Below are 21916 nucleotides of genomic sequence, written 5' to 3'. Positions count from 1 at the left end.
AGGGACGTTCCCCCGTCCCGGAGTCGCCCGCGCACGTAGGCTGATGCGGATCTTGAGCGAAGACGGGTGAACCATGGCCGCAGACAGTTCCGAGCCCGCGCACGACGCCGCGAGGCAAGCTGCGCAAGATGCCGCGACCGAGGCGCTGATCACCATGGCGCGGCGCATCGGCGTCACCTACCGGGCGGTGACCGGTGCGGTCGGCCAGGGAACCGGACACGCGAAGTACGTGGCGACGGAACTGATGCAGCCCGACAACGCTCCGCGCGTCGCCCGCACGCAGCCGTCCGCGAGTCGCGAGGGCCAGTTCACCGGAAGTCCGCGTGCACAGCGCAGAGAAGTCGCGCGACGCGACAAGGCGGTCCGCAGCGATGTCAACCAGTGGCGGAAGCGGCAGGTCGCACGCTCCCAGGACAGCCAGGACACGGGCGGCGCGACGGCGCTCGCCGCCCGCCTTGACGAGCGCATGCGGGAGTACATGGCCGCTTTCGACGCCGAGGCGGCGCGACGCAACATGACCCCGGCCGAGTTGCGGGCCGCGAACGACGCCGCGGCAGCCCAGGCAGGGGAGGACCGCGTCACGGCCGCCGAACGAGCGAGCCGCCCGGCAAGACGCAGGATGATCACGCGGCATAACGCCCAGGCGCGTCCCGGGCGTCCGCTCATCACGGTAGTGCGCGACTTTCGGGGCCTGGACTACGGCAAGGTCCCGGTGTTCGTGGGCGGCGGTCCCCAGCCTCCGCGTCCCGTCCGGCTCACCGGCGACGCGCTTGCCAAGGGGCTCGGCGACGGCACGGGCGGGCCGAGCAAGTTCGCCTTGGACGCCGTCGGCCGGCGCACGGTGGCGAGGGCGTCCGGCGCCCAGTCGTCGGCCGGTTCGCACGGCACCCTGCTCGTCCCGGAGTCGTCCGGGACGGCGGGGCATGAGGCGACCGCATCCGCGAAACGCCTGGACAGGTCGGGTCGGGACTGGATCCCGCCGATGGTCATGCCTGCGCAGCGTGCGCGGGGTGTGCCGACGCCGTGGACCGGCAGCGTGGCCATACATCGCTCTTCGCCGCCGGTGGCACCCAAACCCGCGGTGCGGCCCGAGCTACAGCCCGGGCCGTCCGATCGCACGACGGCAGACCGTATGGCCGCCGGTGTCCCATACGCTGACCACGACACCGATCGCGGGGCCTCTCCGCTTCCCCACTACGAAGTCCCCTACCAGGGGAGGGACGGCCAGGCGCGCACAGCGCGCGTGGTCGTCGACGCCCCCGCGACCCGCCTGCCGGGCACGCCGACGGCGAATACGACGCCGTTCGCCAAAGACCAGAAGCAGCCCGGCGGACGCACGGCGGCGAACGCGGCGGCGCGGCGGAACGAAGAACTGGGCCTGCCCTCCCCGCGGAACGACGTGCCGGACCTGCCGGCGCCGAAGCACGTACCCACGGTGGCCCCGATGGCGGCCGCGCCGACCAAGGGCCTGGGGAAGGTGAACGCCGCTCAGCGTTCGACGGCTCCCACCGTGCGACACCAGGCGCGCGCAGGGGCGGCGAATCCGTGGGTGGGCGTGGCCGTGATTCGGCAGGCCCGGCCCCGGCAGCCGTCGACCGCCGTGGAGTTGGCCAGGGACACGCGGCTCGGCAAGTGAGAAGCCGCGCCGCGACCGCGCGGAGTGGGCGCCGTCCACGGCTACTTCGCCACCCGCGACGACCCGGTCACCGCGAGCTGCTCGATGACGTGTGCGGGCCCCTCGTGGTGGCGGTGCCGGCGCCGGTCAGGGACCGGTCGACCGCAGCGTCGGACATCGGCGGCGCGGGCTGACGCGGCACCGCCGTCCCGCGCGGCGCCGGGACGACCCGGCGCTCCTCCAGTGCCGCAGCTTCTTGTTCGAGCGCCTCGCCCGCCCCGTCGCCCGTGCCGGCTGCTTCCGCGTGGGACGCGGCCCGGAGGCAGCACGCACCGTCAACCACATCGCGGGTCGCCCGGACCGCCCTTTGCCCCGGCCGCTTCGGGGCGTGCCCGCAACCCGGTTGGGGCCGTGGGGAAGCGATTGCCGCCGTCGCGGGCGCCGGCACGCATGGCCTCGGCCGGAGCGGCGCGTCGATGCGGCGTGCGGGGGGGCCGGAAGCGGCACCGCGCCGGATTCCGCCGCCCTGCGAAGCGGGGCCGCCGGGCGGCGGGCGGGGCCTCGGCGGCGGGTCGGCGCGGCCGCCCGCCGCCTCGGGGCCACGGCGAATCCCGGGCAACGAACCCGTGCCGTCAAGCAGTCGTTCGGCTTACCCTGATGGTCCCGCCGCGAGAGCAAGGGGGACAGGGGTTGCGCGAGTTCGGGGGCTCCGCATCGCCAGGCGCCGCACCGTGGCGCGTTCGGGTGTGGTCGCACGGGGGCGCGGAGATCGCGGGAGCGGGTGTGCTGCTGCCCGACGGCGCCGTCCTGACGTGCGCCCACGTGGTCGAGGCGGCGTTCGGTCTGCGGCCGGAATCGGACCCTCCGGACGGGGCCGTCCCCCTGGATTTCCCCGGCGTGCCGGGCGGGCCGGCGTCGGTGGGCGGCACGCCCCGGGTCCTCGCGCACGTCGCCCCCGGCGGATGGCTGCGGAAAGCCCCGGCCGGCGACCTCGCCGTGCTGCGCCTCGCCGGACCGCCGCCGCCGGGCGCGGTGCCGCCCGCGCTCGGGCGCTGCGGCGACGGCTCCGCCGGTGCCGACGGCGGCGGCGCGCCCGTCCTCGTGTTCGGGCACCCCCGGTCGGTCCCGGGCGGGCTGTGGTCGCGCGGCCGCGTCGTGGCCGCCGGTGGTTCGTATCCGGACTGGCGGCAGGTCGACGGCCTGGACGCGGTGGGCGCCGCGGTCGAGCGGGGGTTCAGCGGCGCGGGGGTGTGGGACCAGGCACGCGGGCTCGTCACGGGCGTCCTCGCCGAGGTGTTCGAGGGAACCGCGGCCCGCGTCTCGTGGATGATCCCGCTCGACACCCTGGACGGGACCGCGTTCGCGCTCCCCCCGCGGAGCGCACCGCGGCCGAGCTCCGCTCCGCCGCCCGCGCCCCTGCCCCCGGCGGCGATCTGGCCGTTGGTCGATCTGCTGCTGGCCGTCGAGTCGTTCCGGGTCGACGGGGGCGCCGATCTGCTGTCCGTCCTGCCGTCCGACATCGCCGCGACGGTGCCGCGGTCCCGCAGCCCGAGGCTCGGGTTCTTCCAGATCGTCGCGCGGTGCGACGCCTTCGTCCACGGGCCCCGGGCCTTGGTGGACGCCGTGCGGCAGATCGAGGGGGACACCGCCGCCGCCGCCGATTTCACCGCGCACGCGCGACGGGCGTGGCCGACCCGTGTGGACGACGATGGATAGGTTCCGTGCGGGTCGGTCCCCGAGCGTCACCGAACAACTGGTCGACGCTTTGGGCAGGGTCGACATCCTCGACGACGCCGACGGTCGACGGGCGTGCGTGAGTTACGCGCAGGAGATCCTGGGGAAGCACGTCAGGGTCAGGGACTCCGGCAACCCCCACCTCCATCTCTTCCACATCGTGCAGGCCTTCGGGGACGTCCCGGACGGCTGGCGGGCCTTGACCCACGCGGTCTGGATCGTGTCCGGCAAGGACCATCACGCGGAGTACGCGGCGAGTCTCGTGGACCCGATCGAGGCCGCGCACAGTGCCCCGGCCACGGACGAACTCTTCGTGCTGCTCGACGGGTTGGACAAGTCGAGTGTCCCGCGGCTGGAGGCGATCCACCGCCACGCGGCGGGTGACGCCTTCGCGGTGCTCCCGGGCGTCGTCGGCACGGCCGCCGAGGCCTACGAGCATCTCGCCCGGATCAACCTGCCCGCCGACGGAATCGCCCGGAGCCTGCGCTTTCTCACCGACCTCGCCGCGGTGGTCCCCTCCGACCGCGGTGACGCGCTGCGGACGTGGATAAGCCGCCAAGTGCGGGCGTCGGCCCCCGAGCCGCAGGCGGCGCAGGCCGTGCTCGACGACCTGCTGCGCGGCGTCAGCGGATGGCGGCAGGAGGCGAAGTCGCCCGCGTACCTGCTGATCCGGTTGTCGCCGTCCTCGTCGGGCAACCGGATCGACGTCACGTACTGGACGAACTACGGCACGGGCTGGGAGCCTCGGCGGCGCGACGACCGTTCGCTCGACGCGGACCAGGTACGCGCATATGTGGCCACCGTCCTCGACCGCGAGGAGGCGCACCTTCACACCCATCGCGGCAACCTCGTGGTCGAGTTCATCCTGCCGCTGTCGATGATCCACGAACCGGTCCAACTCTGGTCCCGACACGGCGTTCTCGCGGGCAGGAAGATCATGGACACGGAGTTCGGCGGCCCGCCTCTCCACTACGACTACACCGTCTATGTGCGGAGCCTCGAACGCATCGACACCCTGCACTGGCACCGCGCCTGGCGCATGCGCTGGGCAGCTCCGGAGGCTCACGGGGGCGCGCGCATGCACCGCTGCCGGAGCGGTGAGGGCGCCCGCCACGACGGCCTGTACGCGCGGCTGGCGGCAGACCCGGCGATCGCCGTTCTGGGGCTCAGCGCCCCGCCTGACGACCCGCACGGGGCACAGGAGCTGAGCGCCGCGCTGGTGGCCGGCGTACCCCTGGTGGCCTGGCCCTTCCGTTCCGACGCGACCGATTCCGACACGTCGATGATCGAGAATGATCCGGATGAGCTCGGCGACTATCTCGGCGAACTCTCTTGCCAGATGGCCCGCTTGCGCTCCGCATCCCGAACGGGGGACGATACGCGCGGGGGCTGTGCCCGGCCCGGCTTCGCCGTGCTGTGGGACGACCCGACCAGGTTGCCCGAGGTTCCGGAACGGATCGCTTGACCACGGCCAGGCGTGCGGAAGGCCCACGGGCACCGCACCGCTGAAGAAAGACCAAGGTCGTCGATCGGCACGACGGCCGATCGGCACGATGCTCCGGGGGGTGGCAGTGAACGGGGGCGTCCCGAACGGAGCGCGCGGTTCCGCCGACGCGTTCACGTCGGCGGCCGACTCCACCGGCGGCGCCTGGTGGATCTACCGGGGGAACGGCGAACTCCCCGACGGCGAAACGCTTTCCGACCGGCTTCCACCACCCCCGCCCTGGCGGGACTTCGACGGAGGCCCCGTGGTGGCGGGGCCGCCTCCCGACGACGACGCGGAGATACGCCGACGCCTCGGCAAGCCCGCGGTCACGGCGGCGTTCGGCTCACCGCGCGAGGCCGACATGGTCAACGCCGCGCTGTTTCTGCGCCGCCCGCTGATCGTTACCGGCCCTCCCGGCATCGGCAAGTCCAGCCTGGCCCACCGGGTGAGCCGGGAACTCGGCCTCGGCAGGGTCCTGCGCTGGACCATCACCAGCCGTTCCACCCTCCGCCAGGGCCTCTACGAGTACGACGCCGTCGGACGGATCCAGGAAGCCACCGCCCGGGACGCGCAGGCCCGCGCCGCCGCCGCGCAAGGGGCCCATGACGCGGCGGAAGACGCGGTCGGCATCGGCGACTTCATCCAGCTCGGCCCGCTCGGCACGGCCCTTGTCCCCCGGGAGATCCCGCGCGTCCTCCTCATCGACGAGTTCGACAAGGCCGACACCGACCTTGCCAACGACCTCCTCGGGGCTTTCGAGGAAGGCGAGTTCGCGATCCCGGAGCTGTCCCGCGTGCGCTCCCGGATGCCGGAGGCCGCCGTGCACACCGACGATCCGGACGGGACGTACACCGTCCGGAACGGCCGGATCCGGTGCCGGGCCTTCCCGTTCGTCGTCATCACCAGCAACGGCGAACGCACCATGCCCCCGGCCTTCCTGCGCCGCTGCCTGACGCTGACCATGGAGCCGCCCGCCGAGGACGAACTGGCGGCGATCCTCGCGGCACAGTTCGCCGCCGCCGGAGACGACGACGAACGCACGCGTATGATCCGTGACTTCGTGATCCGCGCGCAGTCCTCCGGGCCGCTGCCCACCGACCAGCTCATGAACGCCGAATACCTGCGCCTCTCCACCTCGGGCCTCGACACCGACTCCTGGAACCGATTACTGCACGCGCTGTGGCAGAGGCTGGACGGAGTTGGTTCTGCATGACGTTGCCGCCCTCCCACCGCGGTAGGGCGAGTGACGGTACTGACCCGGGTATCGCCTCGCGTGGGGACACACGTGCCGTGCTCCACGTGCACGAGGCGGGCGAGGTGCTGTGGCTTGCCGCGCAGCGGGAACTCCGCATCCGCGCGCTGCGGGAGGCCCGCGAATCCGTGGGCGACCCGCCCGCCGGCGAGCCGCCCCACGCGCCGACGGCGGCAGCGACGGAACCCGGCGTCCCCCTCCCCGCTCCCGACCCCCCGGATCCGGCGGCCGCGCCGTCCGATCCGCCCGGCCCCGACCCCGAAGACGTCCCGCCCGCACCCGGGAGCCGTCCGCACGGGCCACCCGACTCCCCCGCACCCGAGATCGGGGCCGTCTACGGGTCGGCTCCCCGCGAAGGACCTCCCCGGGCACTGCCAGGCGAGGCGGCGCCCGGACGCGGCGCGGCGAGCGCGCTCGACCGTTCCCGCCAGATCGAACAGGCCTTCCGTCCGTTGCGCCGCAGGCTCGACTCCCGGGTCGACGTCGTCCTGGACGAGGCCGCCACCGCCGAGTCCCGCGCCGAGCAGGGCATGTGGACGCCCCGGTTCCGGCCCGCGCGGGAACGGTGGCTCACGATGTCCCTCGTCGTGGACACCGGCGAGGCCCGTGCCCTGTGGTCGCGCACCGTGGAACGGCTCGCCGCCGCGCTGTCCGGCTCCGGGGCGTTCCGCGACGTCGTCGTCCGTGCGTGGCCCGCGGCGGCGGTTCCGGGCGCGGCGGGCGGCACCGAGCCCGGCGGTCCGGCCCCCGGCGGGGGGCCGCACGACGGGGCCCGGCACATGGTCATGGTGCTCAGCGACATGCACGCCGGCCACTGGCGCGACGGGGCCGCGTTGCGGCAGCTCGCCCGCTGGGCGGACGACGCACCGGTGGCCGTCGTCAATCTGCTGCCCGAGTACCTGTGGTCCCGTATGCCCGTGGTGCCCCAACGCACCGTGCTGCACAGCCCGGCCCCGGCCGCGGCGAACCGGCACTGGTCGTGCCACGACGACCCGTTCGGCCTCCTCGCGCGGGACCCGGACGCGGACGGACCGGGCCGCCCCGACCCGCACCACATGCCCGTGCCCGTCCTCGAACTCACCCCCGAGGCGCTGTCCGGGTGGGCCCGGTTCGTGCGCCGCGACGACGCCGCGGGATACGCCGCCAAGGCCGTCCTGGTCCCGCCGACGGCCCCCGCGGTCCGGATCCCCGAGGCGGCCGCCGACGCGCCGGAGGCATCCGACGACGTCCGCCGCCTCCAGGCGCAATTGAGCCCTTTGGCCTATCACTTGGCACGTCTGGGTGCGGCCATACCGCTCAACCTGACCGTGCTGCAACTCCTCCAGCAGCGCCTGCTCCCCGAGGCCCGGCCCTGGCACTTGGCGGAACTGCTGCTCAGCGGGCTCCTGCACGCCGCACCCGCGGACGCCTCGCTGCCCGCCGCCGCCCGTGTCGACCTGGAGTTCCCGGCCGGGGTAAGGCAGCACCTGCTCGCCGACGGCACCCGGCGCGAGACCGTGCTCGCGCTGCGCCTGGCCTTCGACCAGTTCGCCGACTGCGTGCCCGGCAGCGCCGGCCAGACGCTCCGCCGATTGAGCGACGTGGTGGTGCGTCCCGGCACGGCCGCGCGCCTGCCCGCGCTCGACGCCGTGGAAGCCTGGCTCACCCCGGCGCTGCCCGCGCTGACCGCGCTGGACGGGCAGCACAGCGCCATGGTCGGCCTGCTGCGGGAGCGCATGGCCGCGGGCGCCTTCGCCGCCGGCCCTTCGCCTACCCGAGTGAACCACCCCGTGCCAGGGGCGGCCGCGGTCACTGATGGTCGCACGATCGACACGAACAGTGGCTACCCTGAGGAATCGGCTGACGTCCCCGTCTCACCTGGGGACCCCCCGTCGATCCTCGCGGAGGAAACGACAGAATCAGTTGGAGGGAACGTGTCCGTGAGTGGCGTGCAGCCGATGGCCGCCAGGTCCACCGAAATGGCGCTGAAGCCGCCGCCGGTCTGGGGCAATGTGCCTCCGCGGAACCGCGCGTTCACCGGGCGCGGGCTCTTGTTGGAGCAATTGCACGCCCGCTTGCAGGAAGGGACCACCGCGGTCCTTCCCGAGGCGCTCCAGGGCATGGGCGGCGTCGGCAAGTCGCAGCTGGCGGTCGAATACGTCTACAAGCACATGCACGAGTACCAGGTCGTGTGGTGGATTTCCGCCGAGCAGCCGCAGCAGATCCGGCAGGTCCTGGTCGAACTGGCCCGGAGGCTCCACTTGGAGGTCGGCAGCGGTGAGGCGAACGCCGCCGTCCCGGCCGTCATAGAGGCCTTGCGGATAGGCGAGCCGTACAAGAACTGGCTCCTCATCTTCGACAATGCGGAAGACCTTGACGCAGTGCGGGAGTTCTTCCCGACCAACGGCCCAGGACGAATTCTCGTGACCTCTCGCAACGCCCAGTGGAGCACCGCGGCCCGCCCTCTCGAAGTGGACGTGTTCGCCCGCGACGAAAGCCGCCAGCTGCTCCAGCTCCGCGCGCCCAACCTCGACGACGCCACCGCAGACCGACTGGCGGAGACCCTCGGCGACCTCCCGCTCGGCATCGAACAGGCCGCTGTGTGGCTGGCCGAGACGGGCATGCCGGCCGAGGAGTACCTCCGGTTGTTCGAACAGCAGGCCGCGGACCTCATGGTGAGCGCCCCACCCGCCGACTACCCGCTGTCGGTGGCCGCGGCGTGGAACGTGTCGCTGGAACGCCTCCAGCAGAACCACCCCGCCGCGTTGCAACTCCTGCAGGTCTGCGCGTTCTTCGCGCCGGAGCCCATCTCGCGGCGGCTGCTCACCGGGGTCCGCGACGCGCCGGTGCCGCCCGAACTGGCGGCCGCGCTCGGCGACCCGATCCGGCTGAGCCGGGCGATCCGCGAGATCAACCGCTACGCGCTCGCCCGCATCAACCACAGCACCAACACCCTCCAGCTCCACCGCCTGGTCCAACGGGTCCTCATCAACCAGATGCCGCAGAGCCTCCAGGACCAGATGCGGCGCGGGGCGCACGCGCTGCTCGCCAACGGCGACCCGAACGCGCCCACCGACCCGGGTCAGTGGCCCAGGTACGGCGAGCTGCTGCCGCACGTCCTGAGCAGCAACGCCGTGGAGTCCCACGAGCCTTGGGTCCGCCAGCTGGTCCGCAACGAGATCCAGTACATGTATTCGTGGGGCGACCACGACGGCTCCCGCGACCTGGCCCGGCGCGCCTACGAGCAGTGGCGGCGGGACGACGGCGACGACCACGGCGACGTGATGACGGTCGCCCAGCAGTACGCGAACGCCCTGCGCATCCTCGGCCGCTACGACGAGGCGTACGACCTCGACCTGCGCAACCGGGACGCGATGGTGGCCACGCTCGGCGAGGAACACGAGATGACGCTGGAGATCACCAGCATGCTCGCGTGGGACCTGCGGATGCGCGGCGACTTCGCGTCCGCCGCGGATCTGGACCGGGAGGTGTACGAGGTCAGCCTGCGCAAGTTCGGCCCCAACGACCTCGCCTCGCTCGTCGTCGCGCACCGCGTCGCCCTGAACCTGCGCCTCACCGGATCGGCCCAAGCCGCGCTGGAGCTGGACGAGGACACCCACCGCCGGAAGCTCGAAGAGCTGGGCGAGAACGACCTGTACACGCTGAACACCCTGGCGGCGCTGGCCATCGACCAGATGGAGACCGGCAATTACCAGTTGGCGCGGGACACCCAGCAGGAAGTGTCCAGCCGCTGCGCGTACATCTTCGGCCCGAAGAACCCGAACACCATCGCCAGCCTCCGCAGCCTGTCGGTGACGGAACGGCGGCAGGGCAGGCACGAGGAAGCCCTGCAGCTGTCCGCGAGCGCGCTCACCGAGTTCCGGAACCGCTACGGCGAGAACTACCCGGACACGCTGAGCGCGCTGCTGGCGCACTCGATCGACGTCCGGCACAGCGGCGACCTCTCCCACGCGCTGGAGCTGAGCGAGCAGGCCTGCATCGGCTACGAGCGGCTCTTCGGCGGAGGCCATCCGCACGCGCTGAGCGCGCTGGTCAACCACGCGGTGTGCCTCCGGCTGATGGGGCGCGTCGAAGAGGCGCGCGACCTCAACGTGCGGCTGACCGGCGAATTGGGGGCCAAGCTGGGCGAGGAGCACCCGAGCGTGCTGGCCTGCGCGAGCAACCTCATCGCGGACCTGCTGGCCCTCGGGAACGTCCAGGCCTCGGTCGATCTCGCCACCAAGACGCTCGTCACGTGCAAGCGTCACTTGGGCTCGGACCACCCGGCGACGCTGGCCGTGGCGAACAATCTGGCCCTCGGCCTGCCGCACCTGGGCCAGGACGCCGAAGCCGAAGCCCTGCACGCGGACACGATGGAGCGCTACATCCGGATCCTCGGCGAGGACCACCCGGGCACGATCGCGGCCGGCGAGCGTATCCCGGCGAACTGCGACATCGACCCGATGCCGCTGTAGGCGGCGCCGCCGCGGGCGGGCGTGACGGATGCGGGCGGTGCCGTGGGCGCCGCCCGCGTCAGTCGTCTCCGGCCGCCTCGGGGACGCGCCCGACCCAGTCGGCGAGGGTGAGCGGGTCCGGGGCGCGCCGGGTGGTCTCGGCGAGGTTGCCGTGCAGGGCACGAACCGCTTCGGGGTGCCGGAGCAGGGCGCGCGCGGCGGAGGGTTCGCCGAGGTGTTCCGCGGCCAGCCCCAGTCCCACCCACGCGGACGGCAGGCCGGGCGCGGTGGCGAGCACCCGGACGTATCCCTGGGCGGCCCGGGCGGGGTCACCGTGCAGCAGGTGGATGTCGGCGGCGGTCATGGCGGGCGGACGCCGGGACGCGGCGGTCTCCCGAACGCGGGCCGGCAGCAGTCCCGGGTCGGCCAGCAGGATTCTGCGGAACTCGCTCCGGGCGTCGGGTAATCCGGCGTTCGGTTCGGGGCGCAGGCGGGAACTGATGGCGGGCGCCGTCTTGGGGTCGGCGCCGCGCAGCCAGCAGTCGGCCCAGCCGTCCACGGCACCGCGCGGCGGGCGCAGGTGCCGGGCCCGCCACACCGCTTTCAGGTCGGCGGTCTCGTCGAGGGCCCAGGCGTGCGCGCGGGCCGGTACGGCCTCGTCGGCCCACGGGCGCGACTCGTCGGCCAAGCCGGTGACGAACTGCCGTCCCAGAGGGGTCAGGCCGGGAGACACGCACAGGGTGTCCAGGGCGGCCAGCACGCCGCGGCTCCACACGGCGAACTCGAAGTGCCCCAGATCGGCCTGCGGGCCGCTGACGGCGTGGCGTTCCGTGCGCCAGAACTCGGCCACGCCGGCGAAGGCGTAGGCGCCGTGCAGGAGGCCCGAGAGCGGGCGCGGGTCGGTACGCCATTGCGCATAATGGCGCGGTTCGGCCGCGGCGGTGTCGGCGAGCAGCGGGAGTTGGTGCAGCAGCCCGTTCAGGATCGAGTGGCGGGCCTCGTGCACCATGGTCACCGCCAGATCCCGGGCATCGGGCGGCAGTGCGATGACCGCGCTGCCGAACGCCTCGTTGTGGGACGCGCTGGCGATCCGGAAGCGGGGCGCCTCGGGGAGGGGGACGAGGACGCGCAGGGCCGCGGTCACCAGCGCCGCCGTGTGCGGGTGCCGGGTGGTGAGGATGTCGAACGCCTCGGAGACGAGCTTCCGCCAGCGGCCGGCCTCGTGGTCGGTGAGGTAGCGGCTCGGCGGGGTGCGGGCGTCTGCGCGGAAGTCCCGGTAGGGGTCGGAATCCTCCAGGACGAGGCGGGTCGGGACGCGTCTGCCTTCGGCGGCGAGCGGGATGACCCGCAGCGGCAGCCACGGCTCCTGACGGGTGCCCAGGTCGGCGGGAACGGCCACGGTCCGGTCCGCGGCCGTGAGCACGGTGGGGCCGCCGCCGGGGGGTGGGAGGTGTAGTGTCGCCCAGCCGTACCGGTCGTCCTCGGTGCCGACGACGGGGGCGGCCAGCCGGACCCGGCCGAGGGTGGGCAGCGCGACGGCGCCGTCGCGGACCGGTACCCGGATGGTCCCTTCGAGTCCGGAGCGGAGGAGGGCCGTGGCGGCCAGGCTGTGCAGGTAGCCGAGTTCCACCCACAGCGGCGGCGCGGCGGCGGCCGCGGGACCTGGCCCGTGTTCGGCCGCGAGGCGGTCCAGGACCCGGACCGCCCAGATGCCGGTGCCGGGGTGCTCCAGCATGTCGCGGACGACGTCCGGCCGGATCTGCTCGACCTTGACCAGGACACCGAGCGCGTGCCGCATCGGCAGGAGCGGCGAACGCAGGTCCGCCGCGCCGTCCCGCGCGGTGTCGGCGACCGCCCGGAGCATCAGCATCCGCCTGCCGCGCTCGGTGTCGGAGAGACGGCGGCCGGTGCCCAGCGGGACCCGCCCCCGCGCGAGCGCGTCGATGTCCGATGCCGGGATCCGGTACCGGGCCAAGCCCGGTCGAGGGGCCGGCGGCTGCTGCACCTGCCGGCTCTAGATGTCGTCGCCGTCGCAGGGGGTCACGCCGCCACCGCCGCCCGCGGCCTGGGAGGCGGCGCCTTGGCCCAGGTCGTGGACCAGCGACCACAGCGCGTCGACGAACGGCGGGTCCTGGTTGGCCATCACGTCGCCGAGTGCGCAACTGCTGAGGTCGACCAGTCCGGTCTCGATTTCGATGGTTGGTGTCGTCACGTCCCGTTGCCCCCTGTCGGTGTGCCGAAGTCGGTGACATTGCGTCCAATGCACAGGCTCCTTCCCATAGTGGCCCAACCGGAAGCCCAGCGAAAAGGAGATGGCTGTCACCACCACTGACCTCACCTTCATTTCAAGGCATTTCATGACGTGTTCAGCGGGCGGCGGGGGGGGTTCGCTAGCGTGGGCCTCCGTTGGTCGGACGTGAAGGGGGCGCTGTCGTGGCCGAGTTGCTGCGTTTCGAGCTGGAGGACGGCGGGAGTGTCGTCGCGCAGGTGGACCATGCCGGTCCGGGGGTGGTCGCGGCGGCAAGCGCCGGGGACGTGGTGCGGCGGGCGGCCGGATCGTTCGACGCCGCGCTCGACGGGGTGCGGAACGCCGCGGCGGCGACGTTGCGGCAGATGAGCACCCTCGCGCAGCAACCGGACGAGGTCACCCTGGAGTTCGGCATCCAATTGGACGCCGAGGTCGGCGCGGTCCTGGCACGGACCGGGGTGCAGGGCCACATCCAGGTCCAGCTGACGTGGCGCCGCGCGGGGTCGCCGACCGTGTGACGGCACTCCTCCGGGGCCGCCTCGGCTCGCGCACGAGAGATCACGAACCGCGGGCGGCCGTCCCGTCACCGGCGCTCCTGCTTCACCCCCAACGCCTCGGCAACGGCGATGGTGTCCCAGTAGAACGGGTGGATCTCGGTGATGAGCCCGCGTTCGACGGTGATCAGCTGCATGACCGCGGTGTCGAGGATCCGACCGGTGGCGCGGGCCTGCAGGCGGCCCCGGTTGAACACCGCGACGCTGTCTCCGTCGACCACGAATTTCTGCTCCACGAACTCCAGCGACTGCCACGCCTCACTCATCGCGGCCATGAACTCCTCGATGCCGCGCGGCCCGCGCCACGTGCCCCCGTAAGGAAGCCCGGGCGCCTGGTACATCACCACGTCGGGATCGAGGCACGCCGCGAGTTCGTCGAAGCTCGCTTTGCCGAGGCCTCCGGCGGCGATGTAGTCCGCTTCGGCGGCATAGAACTTCTCCAGCACGGCCAACGCGTCGCCGCGTGCCTGCCCACCCGTGGGTGTGCCGGTCCCCGCTGCTGCGGCCTGGCTCGGGTGGGTCGGGTTTTCTTGGGTCATCAGGCCATCGTGGCGGTCCGGCACGCGGGATACCGGCGGCAATCGGACGTCGTGTCCGGCGCGTCCCGGACGTGCCGGAACATGTGTGGTCCGCGGCGCCCTGAACGGCCGGACGGCGTCGAGCCCGGACGCGACGTCCGATTGCCGCCGGACGTCACACGCGGATGTCGGCCACCTCGATGCGGCCGCTGCGGGCGCGGAGGGTTTCTGCGGTGTTCATGTGCTCGGTCGTGCACACGAAGAGGCGGACGTCGTCGGGGCCGCCGACCGCGCAGGCGAGGGCCCGTCCCGCGCAGACGACGCGGTGGGTGACTGCGCCGCCGTCCGTCAGGCGCAGTACCTCGGGCGTCAGGCACGCGACCCAGATGCCGCCGCCCGGATCGGCGGCGATTCCGTCGGGGCGCAGCCCGTCGGGCAGCTCCGCCCAGATGCGGCGCTCGGTCAGCTCGCCGTCCGGGCCGATGGTGAAGGCGGTCAGACGGCCCGCGTAGGTCTCGGCGACCACGAGGGTGCGTCCTGCGTCGACGATCACGGCCCCGTTGGGGAACATGAGCCCGTCGGCGGCAGTGGAGACGTTCCCCGCCGGACTGATCCGGAACAGCGCCGCAGGGGCGGGCGGTTCGCCGGCGTACGGGTCGAACCCGAAGTTGCCGACGTACGCCGTGCCGTCGGCGGCAACCACCATGTCGTTGCCGTCGCCACCCGCGTGCGCCGAGAAGTCGCCATGCGTGACGAGTCCCCCGGGCCCGTGGCGCAGGACGCGCCGCCCGTGCATGTCGACCACGAGCAGGCCGCCGTCGGGCAGCCGGCCCAGGCCGCTGGGCGGACCGGCGAGGGTGAGCTCGACGCGCCCGACGCCGTCTTCACCGACCGAACGCACGGTATGCGTGTGGAAGTCCGAGAACCACAACCGGTCATCCCACCACCGTGGCGCCTCGGGAAACGTCAGGCCGGCCAGCAGTTCCCCGGCGTGCACGCTGCTTCGTGTCATGTCCCTCCCCTGCCGCGGGCATCCGTGGACTGCATCCGCCTGGTGCGCGGCCGAACGCAGACCGCCTGACCCGCCGCCGACGCCGCGATCACCGCGGCACAGGATGGTTTTCGCATCCCACCGCACACCCCCACGGATTTCAAGCGGCACCCACGAGCGCGGCGACGGCCGCGAAACGGGCAGTGATCTTCTTGATCTTCAGGCGTTCCCGACGACGGCGTTCCTTCAGACCGGAATTCCCAAGGCGGCGAGGAGTCCCAGGAAGCGGTCTTCCGCACACCGGTGGTGGCCCCGCATCACCGCCAGGACCTGCTCGCGGTCACCGGTCAAGTCCGCGGCGTCGGCCCAAGCGGCGAGGTCGTCGGCGTGCGCCGGAAGCCGCGCGTCGATCCAGGCGGACCATTCGCGTTCCCCGGCGCCCGCGTCCGGCCCACCCGGCAGCGGGGGTCCTTGGGCGGCGTAGCCTCGCACAGCGGACAACAACCAACCCACCCCAAAAGCCCACTGCCGTGTCCCCCTCGCCCGACCCGGACGCTACCCCACGCGGAGGGTGCGCCGGATCGCGTCGACGACCCGGGTGCCCTGCTCGCGGGTCAGTTCGATCTGCTCGTTGCCGAAACTCGGCATCGTCTCGACGAGGGGGTGCTGCGGGTCGCGGTTGGCGGCCAGTGCCTGGCAGATGCCCAAGCCGTTGACCATCAGGGACACCGCCGTGGAGCGCCCCGCCACGATGGCCGGGTCGAGCGCGTCCAGCTCGGCAACGTAGGCCGCGACAGCGTCGGAGCTGGGCGCCGGTACGCCGACGACCAACGGGAGTCGGACGTTTCTCGGTCGACCTGGCTGCCGCCGAAATGCCGCGTGGGTCGTGCGGGATTCGCCGGGGATTCCGGTGCGGTGATTTCCGGTTTTGCAAACCGGCAGGAGATCCAAGATGATCATGCATCTTCGGGCGGGGCGCCTCGGCTTTGCGCCGAGGAGCGAAAACCCACGGCGCCGGGTCGCGGTCTTCCGAACGTCTCCATGCCGCTTCCCACCGATCGCCGAGCCGAGAACGAGCCGAGAACGAGCCGAGAAGGTGAACCGTGGCAGTCAAGCGGTCCGTACCCCGCCGCCGGATAGGCACCGCCCTGATCGGTGCCGGCATCCTCGCAGCCGTCCCGTCCCTCTCGGCATGTGCCTCGTCCGACAAAGCCGCCGACGCGCCCAAGCCGCCGTCGGCTTCGGCAGCCGCCGCGGCGCCCCCCGGCCCGGACCGGTGCGCGGCCGGGTATGTCGCCCTCACATTCGACGACGGGCCGACGCCGATGACGTCCGCGTACGTCCAGGCCCTCGCCGCCGCCGGAAACACCCGCGCGACGTTCTTCCTGACCGGTGCCCACGCCGAGAAGGACCCGGGCACTGTGCGCGCCTTGGTGGAGGCCGGCCACGCGGTCGGCAACCACTCGTACTCGCATCCATACCTCGACCAAGAGGGCGAGCCGAAAGCCTTCAACGAGCTGCTCGGCACCAATCAGATCGTCAAGTCGGCGGCCGGTTCCGCACCGACTCTGTTCCGGCCGCCGTTCGGCCGCACCAATGCGCAGATCCGCGACGATGCCCGCCGGCTCGGAATGACCGAAGTCCTCTGGACCACCGATTCCTTCGACTACAAGGGCATCCCCGCGGACGAGATCACCCGCAACGCACTCGCCGTCCAGCCCGGCGGCGTCATCCTGCTGCACGAGGGATACCCGGCGACCGCCGCCGCGATTCCGGCGATCGTCAAGGGCCTCGCGGACCGGGGACTGTGCACCGGGAAGGTGGTGCCGTCCAGCACCACCATCGAGGCCTGGCCGGGCCAAACCCACAACGCCGTCGCCGCACCTTGGTGACGCGCACCCTCCGGACCATTTCCGCTCGTTCGCCGGGTGGCGCGACCCCGAGTCGCGCGGCCTGGCAGAGCGAGCCGGAATGCGCCGAGCACTTCGGAGCGTGCCGCGAGCTGTGCACGGAGATGCGGGGCGGCGGCTACGAACTGGTCAGCTCGGTCTGACCGCCTTCCGCCGTCCGCCCAGCGATATCACCCGGCGGCGACTGCCCGCGGAGACAAGAGGCAGCCTCTACCACGACTTCCCGCAGATCGCTAAGATCCAACCATCATGCTGTGATCTTAGCGAGAGGCGTCTTTCATGCCCGCGCTCCAGCTCCCTCCCGTTCCCCGGACACTCTCCGATGTGCTGACGCCCGACTGGCTCAGCGCAGCCCTCGCCCCGCGGTTCCCGGGCATCGAGGTGACCGCCGTGCACCCAGGCCCCGTGGTGAGCCGCGTGGCGACGAACGCCTCGTTCACCATCGAATGCCGAGACGGCGTACCCGACGGCCTGTCGCCGAACCTGTGGGTCAAGGGGTACTTCTCCGACACCGGATGGCCGCTCCGCCAGGCCGGATTCCACGAAGTCTCCTTCTACCGCCACCTGGCCGCGCGCTCCGGCGTGCGCACGCTGCGCAGCGTATATGCCGACGTCGACGCCGAGACCGAGCACGGCGTGGTCATCACCGAGGATGTGCTGTGCCGGGGCGCGGAGTTCCTGGACGCCGGCAGCGACTTCACACCGGACCTTGCCGCCGAGAGCCTGACCCAGCTCGCCCTGCTGCACGCGTCCGCATGGGGCGCGGACTTCGTGACCGACCACGCACCATGGCTGGCTCCGCGGCTCGACGAATACGCGCGCCGACGAGGAGTCCCCGAGATCCGCAGCAACTTCGAAAGCGCCATCGGCGCCGGGGTCCCCGACGAAGTACGCGACGCCGATCGGCTGTTCTCCGCCTATCTCGACGTCCATGCGCGCACCGCGGACGCTTCACCGGCCACCGTGATCCACGGCGACACGCACGTCGGCAACCTCTTCCTCGACGGCGACGGACGCCCCGCATTCGTGGACTGGCAGCTCGTCCAACGCGGACCCTGGTACCTGGACGTCGCCTACCACATCGCGTCCGTGCTCACGGTCGAGGACCGGCGGCGCACCGAAAAGGACTTGCTACGCCACTACCTCGACCAGTTGGCCGCTGCCGGCGTCCCGGCCCCGACCTGGGACGACGCCTGGCTCGGCATGCGCGAAGGCATCATCCACGGCTTCTTCCTCTGGGGCATCACCCTCAAAGTCGACCCCGCGATCACCAGCGTCCTCCTCCAACGCCTGGGTACCGCCGCGGCCGACCACGAGGTGTTCTCCGGATAGACGCCACCCGCCCGGCTCGTTCGGCGTGCAGCGTTCCTCGGCGCGTCGGAGCGCCGGGCTCATACCCCAGACAACCCTACGGTCACATTACGTGATGCATCCTTACGAAGAGTGATGTAGAGTCGTCGTTATCGGCCGGGTGTCCTGCGCAGCGGCGCATCCGACCGTCACGCGCCGGTGGTGCAACCGCAAGCACACCCGTCTTCCGGGCGGGAGGTCCTGGTTCAAACCCAGGCCGGCGCTCCACGCGATGTCCCCGGCGGCCGCCCTGCCGCCGGGGACATCGCCGTTCCCGGCGCGTCTCCTGCGCGGCTCCAGCCGGGTGCGCGGGCTTCGCGGCGGGAACCCCGGCGCCCGCTGCACGTCTCCGTGTCCTGGCGGGCTGCGCCACAGGGCGGGCCCGCGATCCGGCGGCCGTGGTCAGCCCGTGTCTCCGGTTGGCTGGGGCTGTGTCCGGCGGCCGGCGGCGTCGGCCAGCACGTCGCGGAAGCGGGTGACCAGCGGATTGTGGTCCGCGGCACGCCGGACGAGGTGCAGGGTGGTGCGGGTGCCCGCCAGGTCGCGTGGGACGACGCCGATGCGGCGCAGCGCCCGGTGCGACTGTGACATGACCGCCCCGCCGAAACCGGCGGCGACCAGGGCCAGGACGGTTTGCACACTGCGTCCTTCCGCGCCGATCCGTGGGACGACCCCCGCCTGGGCGCACAGGGTGAGGATCTCGTCGTGGGACTGAGGAGACACGTCCCTGGGCCACAGCACGAGCGGGATCCGGCCCAGGTCCTCCGGCGGGGCCGGGCCGGGGCGGTGGGCGAGGGGATGGCCTTCGGGGAGGAAGAAGGTCAGGGGCTCGTGCCACCACTCCTCGGCCGCCAGGCGCGCGTCGCGCAGGGGCAGGCGCTGGACCGCGATGTCGAAGCGGCCGTCCAGCACCCCCTGGGACATCTCGGCATCGCTGAAGCTCTCCTCCAGGCGCAGGGCCACTCGGGGCAGTTCGCGGCGTACGCGGCCCAGCGCCGCGCCCAGGGCGCCGTTGATGCCCGAGCCGGCGAAGGCCACCGTGAGGTGCCCGCTGCGGCCTTCGGCCGCGAGCCGGACGTCTTCGATCGCGGCGTCGGCTTGCGCGAGCAGCGCGGTGGCCCGGCGGACGAGCGCAGCTCCCGCGGCGGTGGGCGTGAGGTTGCGGCCGTCGCGCTCGAACAGTTCGACGTCCAGGCGCCGTTCGAGGTCCCGGAGCTGACGGCTGAGGGTGGGCTGGGTGAGGCCGAGGCGCCGTGCGGCGCCGCTCACTCCGCCCTCCTCGGCGACGGCCACGAGGTAGCCGAGGAGTCGCAGGTCAAGCATCAATGCCTCCGGAGCATGGAACAAGAACATTTCCAAGCCTAATGGGCAGTGTCGGCGCGTGGCCGGGAGAACCTGGGTCCATCACCCGGACACGACTCGGAGGAACACCCCATGACCACCACCCACACCCCCGCCGTCTCCCGCGCCGACCGCTACACCCGGGGCATGGACGTCCTGCTGAAGGTCGACGGCGAGGCCGGACAGCGGATCGTCGACACGCTGGCGGACGTCTCGCCGGAGCTGGGGCACCAGGTGGTCGCCTGGGCGTTCGGCGACATGTACGCCCGCCCCGAGTTGGTGGCGCGCGAACGCCAGCTGGTGACCCTGGGCGTGCTGACGGCGCTGGGCGGCTGCGAGATCGAGCTGGACGTCCACATCAACGCCGCGTTGAACGTGGGCCTGACGCCGGTGGAGATATCGGAGGCGCTGCTGCACTCGGCGGTGTACTGCGGGATGCCGCGCGCGATCAACGCCACGCTGGTGGCGAAGAAGGTGTTCGCGGACCGCGGTCTGCTCCCCGTCTCCAACATCGCCTGACGTCGCCGGACAGGTCTGTGCGAAGGCCTCGTGGCCTGGGACGTGGTCACCGGCCACGAGGCCTTCGCCGTCCGCGTCAGCCCCGATGGCGGCCGGGTGCCCGCGTGGTCTGCCGCGCGGGCCGGGTCGGCGCCCGCCGCGGTGCCTTGAGCGTCGGGAGCACCACCGGCCCGGCCAATGCCGCGAAGACGGCGGCGCCGAGGCCGAGCGCGACCGTCGCACCCACCGGGCCGTCGCCCAGCTCCCGGACGCAGATCGCCGCCAGTACCCACGAACCGGCGGCGGCCATCGCCGACGCGGTCCCCAGGGCCAGGTGCGTGCGGATCACCGATGCGGAGTCCAAATGCCCGAGGCGGCGCCGCAGCACCGCCGCCATCCAGACCAGGCCCACCACCTGGGACAGGCTGTACGCCGCCGCCATCGCCGTGACCGACCACCTCAGCGGGAGCGTCAGGTACGCGCCGACCGACAATGCCGAACACGTCGCCGCCATGGCCACGTTCGCCCAGAACGGCGCGCGGGCGTCCTGCACGGCGTACAGGCCGCGCTGGATCAGGTAGCCCGCCGAGTAGGCGATGAGACCGGGTGCGAAGGCGCACAGCATCAGCCCCATCGCCCGTGTGTCTGCCGCATCCGTCGCGCCGTGCTGGAACACGACCGCGGTGATCTGCGGGCCGAGCGCGAGGAATACGAACGCGCAGGGCACGACCGCAGCCGCGTTGAAGCGCAGGCCCCGCGCGATGTACGCCCGCACCGCCTCCAGTTCCCCGTCCGCCGCCGCCCGGCTGACCCTCGGCATGAGCATCGTCGCCAGCGACACCGTGACCACCCCGTGCGGCACGATCCACAGCAATTGGGCGTTCGCGTAAGCGGTGTATCCGACGCCGTGCCCGATCCCGTCACGGGCCGCACGCTCGGAAACCGTCGCCGCAAGGCGGGTCGTCAGCCAGTACGCGAGCTGTGACACGCCCACCATCGCGACCGCCCACCCCGCCATCCGCAGCGGCGCGCCGAGGCCGTGTCCACGCCAGTCGAAGCGCGGGCGCAGCCGCACGCCGGCCTCGCGCACATAGGGCAGCAGTGTCGACGCCTGCACGACGATGCCCAGCGTGGTCCCGATGCCCAGCAACCGCAGTTGGTCCGGGGTGACGTCGCCCGCGTCGTCCGCTCCGCGCGCAACGGCCAGGTACGCCGCGAACACCGCGATCACCACGATGTTGTTCAGAATCGGCGTCCACGCGGGCGGCCCGGACTTGCCGCGCGCATTGAGGACTTCGCTCAACAACGCGAACGCGCCGTAGAAGAAGATCTGCGGCAGGCAATAGCGCGCGAGTGTCACGGTGATGTTCCGCTGCGCACCCTCGAAATGCGCGTAAGCGCTCACGATCCACGGGGCACACACCACCGTGATTGTGGTCAGCACCAAAAGCAGGGTGCACACGGCAGTCACCAAGCGGTCGGTGTAAGCCACCCCGCCGTCGGGGTCTCTGCGGGCGGCGCGCACGAGTTGCGGCACCAGCACCGAATTGAGTGCGCCGCCGACGAGCAGGATATAGAGGATGTTCGGCACGGTATTTGCCACGTTGTAGCCGTCCGCGAACAAGCCCGTGCCCAGAGCCGCGACGACAATCGCGCTGCGCACGAACCCCGTCAGACGGGACACCACCGAGCCGGCCGCAAGGCTTACGCCGCCGCCGACCAGTGACTTTCGACCGCGCCGCGCGACACGTCGCCGGGGCTCCGGGGTCCCTGCCGCGTGTTCCCGAACAGCCGTTCCCGCGGCGGTCGGCATGGGGCTCCCTTCGCCCGTGGTCGGCTTTTCACAGGCTGTCTCCGGCCCTGTTCCCGGCCCTTCCCGAACGTCGTGGGGCGCACCTGTCCGCCTTCTCTGACGTCATGACGCCGGCGGTTCGTTGCACATCGCCGGGGCGAAATTTCCGTCGGCGGAACGGAGCAACGCCGACG

Annotated in this window: 17 protein-coding genes and 1 tRNA gene; 10 read left to right on the top strand and 8 right to left on the bottom strand. The window is 72.4% G+C overall.

The window, feature by feature from the left end; genetic code table 11:
- Nucleotides 1–73: 73 nt before the first annotated feature.
- From ABEA93_RS13240 to fxsT, 5 genes are all read left to right on the top strand, one after another.
- Nucleotides 74–1636, top strand: a complete 1563-nt coding sequence (locus ABEA93_RS13240) for a hypothetical protein (RefSeq protein WP_345675665.1) — start codon at nucleotides 74–76, stop codon at nucleotides 1634–1636.
- A 762-nt stretch (nucleotides 1637–2398) separates the two neighbouring features.
- Nucleotides 2399–3331 (top strand): effector-associated domain 2-containing protein, encoded by a 933-nt coding sequence (locus ABEA93_RS13235; protein WP_345675664.1) that lies wholly within the window; start codon nucleotides 2399–2401, stop codon nucleotides 3329–3331.
- A complete protein-coding gene (locus ABEA93_RS13230; RefSeq protein WP_345675663.1) occupies nucleotides 3324–4814 on the top strand; it encodes a VMAP-C domain-containing protein in 1491 nt (496 codons plus the stop codon). Before ABEA93_RS13235 ends, ABEA93_RS13230 begins: the two co-directional genes overlap by 8 nt.
- Before the next feature lie 100 nt (nucleotides 4815–4914).
- A complete protein-coding gene (locus ABEA93_RS13225; RefSeq protein ID WP_345675662.1) occupies nucleotides 4915–6048 on the top strand; it encodes an AAA family ATPase in 1134 nt (377 codons plus the stop codon).
- A 77-nt stretch (nucleotides 6049–6125) separates the two neighbouring features.
- On the top strand, nucleotides 6126–10541 hold the full coding sequence (fxsT, locus tag ABEA93_RS13220; RefSeq protein WP_345675661.1) for an FxSxx-COOH system tetratricopeptide repeat protein: 4416 nt from the start codon (nucleotides 6126–6128) through the stop codon (nucleotides 10539–10541).
- 58 nt (nucleotides 10542–10599) lie between these two features.
- On the opposite strand, the gene ABEA93_RS13215 is transcribed toward fxsT, so the two are convergent.
- Together ABEA93_RS13215 and ABEA93_RS13210 are read right to left on the bottom strand one after the other, a co-directional pair.
- Entirely contained in the window at nucleotides 10600–12525 is a 1926-nt protein-coding gene (locus ABEA93_RS13215) for an aKG-HExxH-type peptide beta-hydroxylase (RefSeq protein ID WP_345675660.1), read from the bottom strand.
- A 9-nt stretch (nucleotides 12526–12534) separates the two neighbouring features.
- Nucleotides 12535–12732 carry a hypothetical protein gene (locus tag ABEA93_RS13210; RefSeq protein WP_345675659.1) on the bottom strand — a complete coding sequence of 66 codons (198 nt, stop codon included), beginning with the start codon at nucleotides 12730–12732 and terminating at the stop codon, nucleotides 12535–12537.
- Nucleotides 12733–12953: 221 nt separating this feature from the next.
- Between ABEA93_RS13210 and ABEA93_RS13205 the strand changes: the two genes are divergently transcribed.
- Complete coding sequence (locus ABEA93_RS13205) at nucleotides 12954–13286, top strand: CU044_2847 family protein (protein ID WP_345675658.1); 333 nt, start codon at nucleotides 12954–12956, stop codon at nucleotides 13284–13286.
- 65 nt (nucleotides 13287–13351) lie between these two features.
- Here the strand turns inward: ABEA93_RS13205 and ABEA93_RS13200 are convergent, their stop codons facing one another.
- The 4 genes from ABEA93_RS13200 to ABEA93_RS13185 form a co-directional block, all read right to left on the bottom strand.
- Complete coding sequence (locus tag ABEA93_RS13200) at nucleotides 13352–13861, bottom strand: nuclear transport factor 2 family protein (protein WP_345675657.1); 510 nt, start codon at nucleotides 13859–13861, stop codon at nucleotides 13352–13354.
- A 154-nt stretch (nucleotides 13862–14015) separates the two neighbouring features.
- Nucleotides 14016–14852, bottom strand: a complete 837-nt coding sequence (locus ABEA93_RS13195; RefSeq protein ID WP_345675656.1) for an SMP-30/gluconolactonase/LRE family protein — start codon at nucleotides 14850–14852, stop codon at nucleotides 14016–14018.
- 225 nt (nucleotides 14853–15077) lie between these two features.
- A complete protein-coding gene (locus tag ABEA93_RS13190; RefSeq protein WP_345675655.1) occupies nucleotides 15078–15332 on the bottom strand; it encodes a hypothetical protein in 255 nt (84 codons plus the stop codon).
- Nucleotides 15333–15386: 54 nt separating this feature from the next.
- Nucleotides 15387–15662: a hypothetical protein gene (locus ABEA93_RS13185; RefSeq protein WP_345675654.1), complete on the bottom strand. Its 276-nt coding sequence runs from the start codon at nucleotides 15660–15662 to the stop codon at nucleotides 15387–15389.
- A gap of 272 nt (nucleotides 15663–15934) precedes the next feature.
- On the opposite strand from ABEA93_RS13185, the gene ABEA93_RS13180 reads away from it, so the two are divergent.
- The 3 genes from ABEA93_RS13180 to ABEA93_RS13170 all read left to right on the top strand — a co-directional run bounded on the left by ABEA93_RS13180 (nucleotide 15935) and on the right by ABEA93_RS13170 (nucleotide 18319).
- The gene (locus tag ABEA93_RS13180; protein WP_345675653.1) at nucleotides 15935–16723 is read left to right on the top strand and encodes a polysaccharide deacetylase family protein; all 789 of its coding nucleotides are present in this window, start codon (nucleotides 15935–15937) and stop codon (nucleotides 16721–16723) included.
- 342 nt (nucleotides 16724–17065) lie between these two features.
- Nucleotides 17066–18073: an aminoglycoside phosphotransferase family protein gene (locus ABEA93_RS13175; protein WP_345675652.1), complete on the top strand. Its 1008-nt coding sequence runs from the start codon at nucleotides 17066–17068 to the stop codon at nucleotides 18071–18073.
- 171 nt (nucleotides 18074–18244) lie between these two features.
- Nucleotides 18245–18319 (top strand) — tRNA-Gly (locus ABEA93_RS13170).
- 174 nt (nucleotides 18320–18493) lie between these two features.
- On the opposite strand, the gene ABEA93_RS13165 is transcribed toward ABEA93_RS13170, so the two are convergent.
- Entirely contained in the window at nucleotides 18494–19414 is a 921-nt protein-coding gene (locus tag ABEA93_RS13165; RefSeq protein WP_345675651.1) for a LysR family transcriptional regulator, read from the bottom strand.
- A 111-nt stretch (nucleotides 19415–19525) separates the two neighbouring features.
- Here ABEA93_RS13165 and ABEA93_RS13160 point away from each other — a divergent pair, with 111 nt between their 5' ends.
- Complete coding sequence (locus tag ABEA93_RS13160; RefSeq protein WP_345675650.1) at nucleotides 19526–19951, top strand: carboxymuconolactone decarboxylase family protein; 426 nt, start codon at nucleotides 19526–19528, stop codon at nucleotides 19949–19951.
- 76 nt (nucleotides 19952–20027) lie between these two features.
- Here the strand turns inward: ABEA93_RS13160 and murJ are convergent, their stop codons facing one another.
- On the bottom strand, nucleotides 20028–21593 hold the full coding sequence (murJ, locus tag ABEA93_RS13155; protein WP_425584927.1) for a murein biosynthesis integral membrane protein MurJ: 1566 nt from the start codon (nucleotides 21591–21593) through the stop codon (nucleotides 20028–20030).
- Nucleotides 21594–21916: the final 323 nt, after the last annotated feature.

The organism is Yinghuangia aomiensis (genome assembly GCF_039542225.1).
GTDB lineage: Bacteria > Actinomycetota > Actinomycetes > Streptomycetales > Streptomycetaceae > Yinghuangia > Yinghuangia aomiensis.
Note: the sequence above shows the minus strand (reverse complement) of the source record. Positions and strands in the feature narration are given on the sequence as shown.

Excerpts from the sequence above, each read along its gene's own strand:
- ABEA93_RS13200 (WP_345675657.1), bottom strand. The coding sequence starts at position 13,861 with ATGACCCAAGAAAACCCGACCCACCCGAGCCAGGCCGCAGCAGCGGGG.
- ABEA93_RS13195 (WP_345675656.1), bottom strand. The coding sequence starts at position 14,852 with ATGACACGAAGCAGCGTGCACGCCGGGGAACTGCTGGCCGGCCTGACG.
- ABEA93_RS13165 (WP_345675651.1), bottom strand. The coding sequence starts at position 19,414 with ATGCTTGACCTGCGACTCCTCGGCTACCTCGTGGCCGTCGCCGAGGAG.
- ABEA93_RS13230 (WP_345675663.1), top strand. The coding sequence starts at position 3,324 with ATGGATAGGTTCCGTGCGGGTCGGTCCCCGAGCGTCACCGAACAACTG.
- ABEA93_RS13160 (WP_345675650.1), top strand. The coding sequence starts at position 19,526 with ATGACCACCACCCACACCCCCGCCGTCTCCCGCGCCGACCGCTACACC.
- ABEA93_RS13240 (WP_345675665.1), top strand. The coding sequence starts at position 74 with ATGGCCGCAGACAGTTCCGAGCCCGCGCACGACGCCGCGAGGCAAGCT.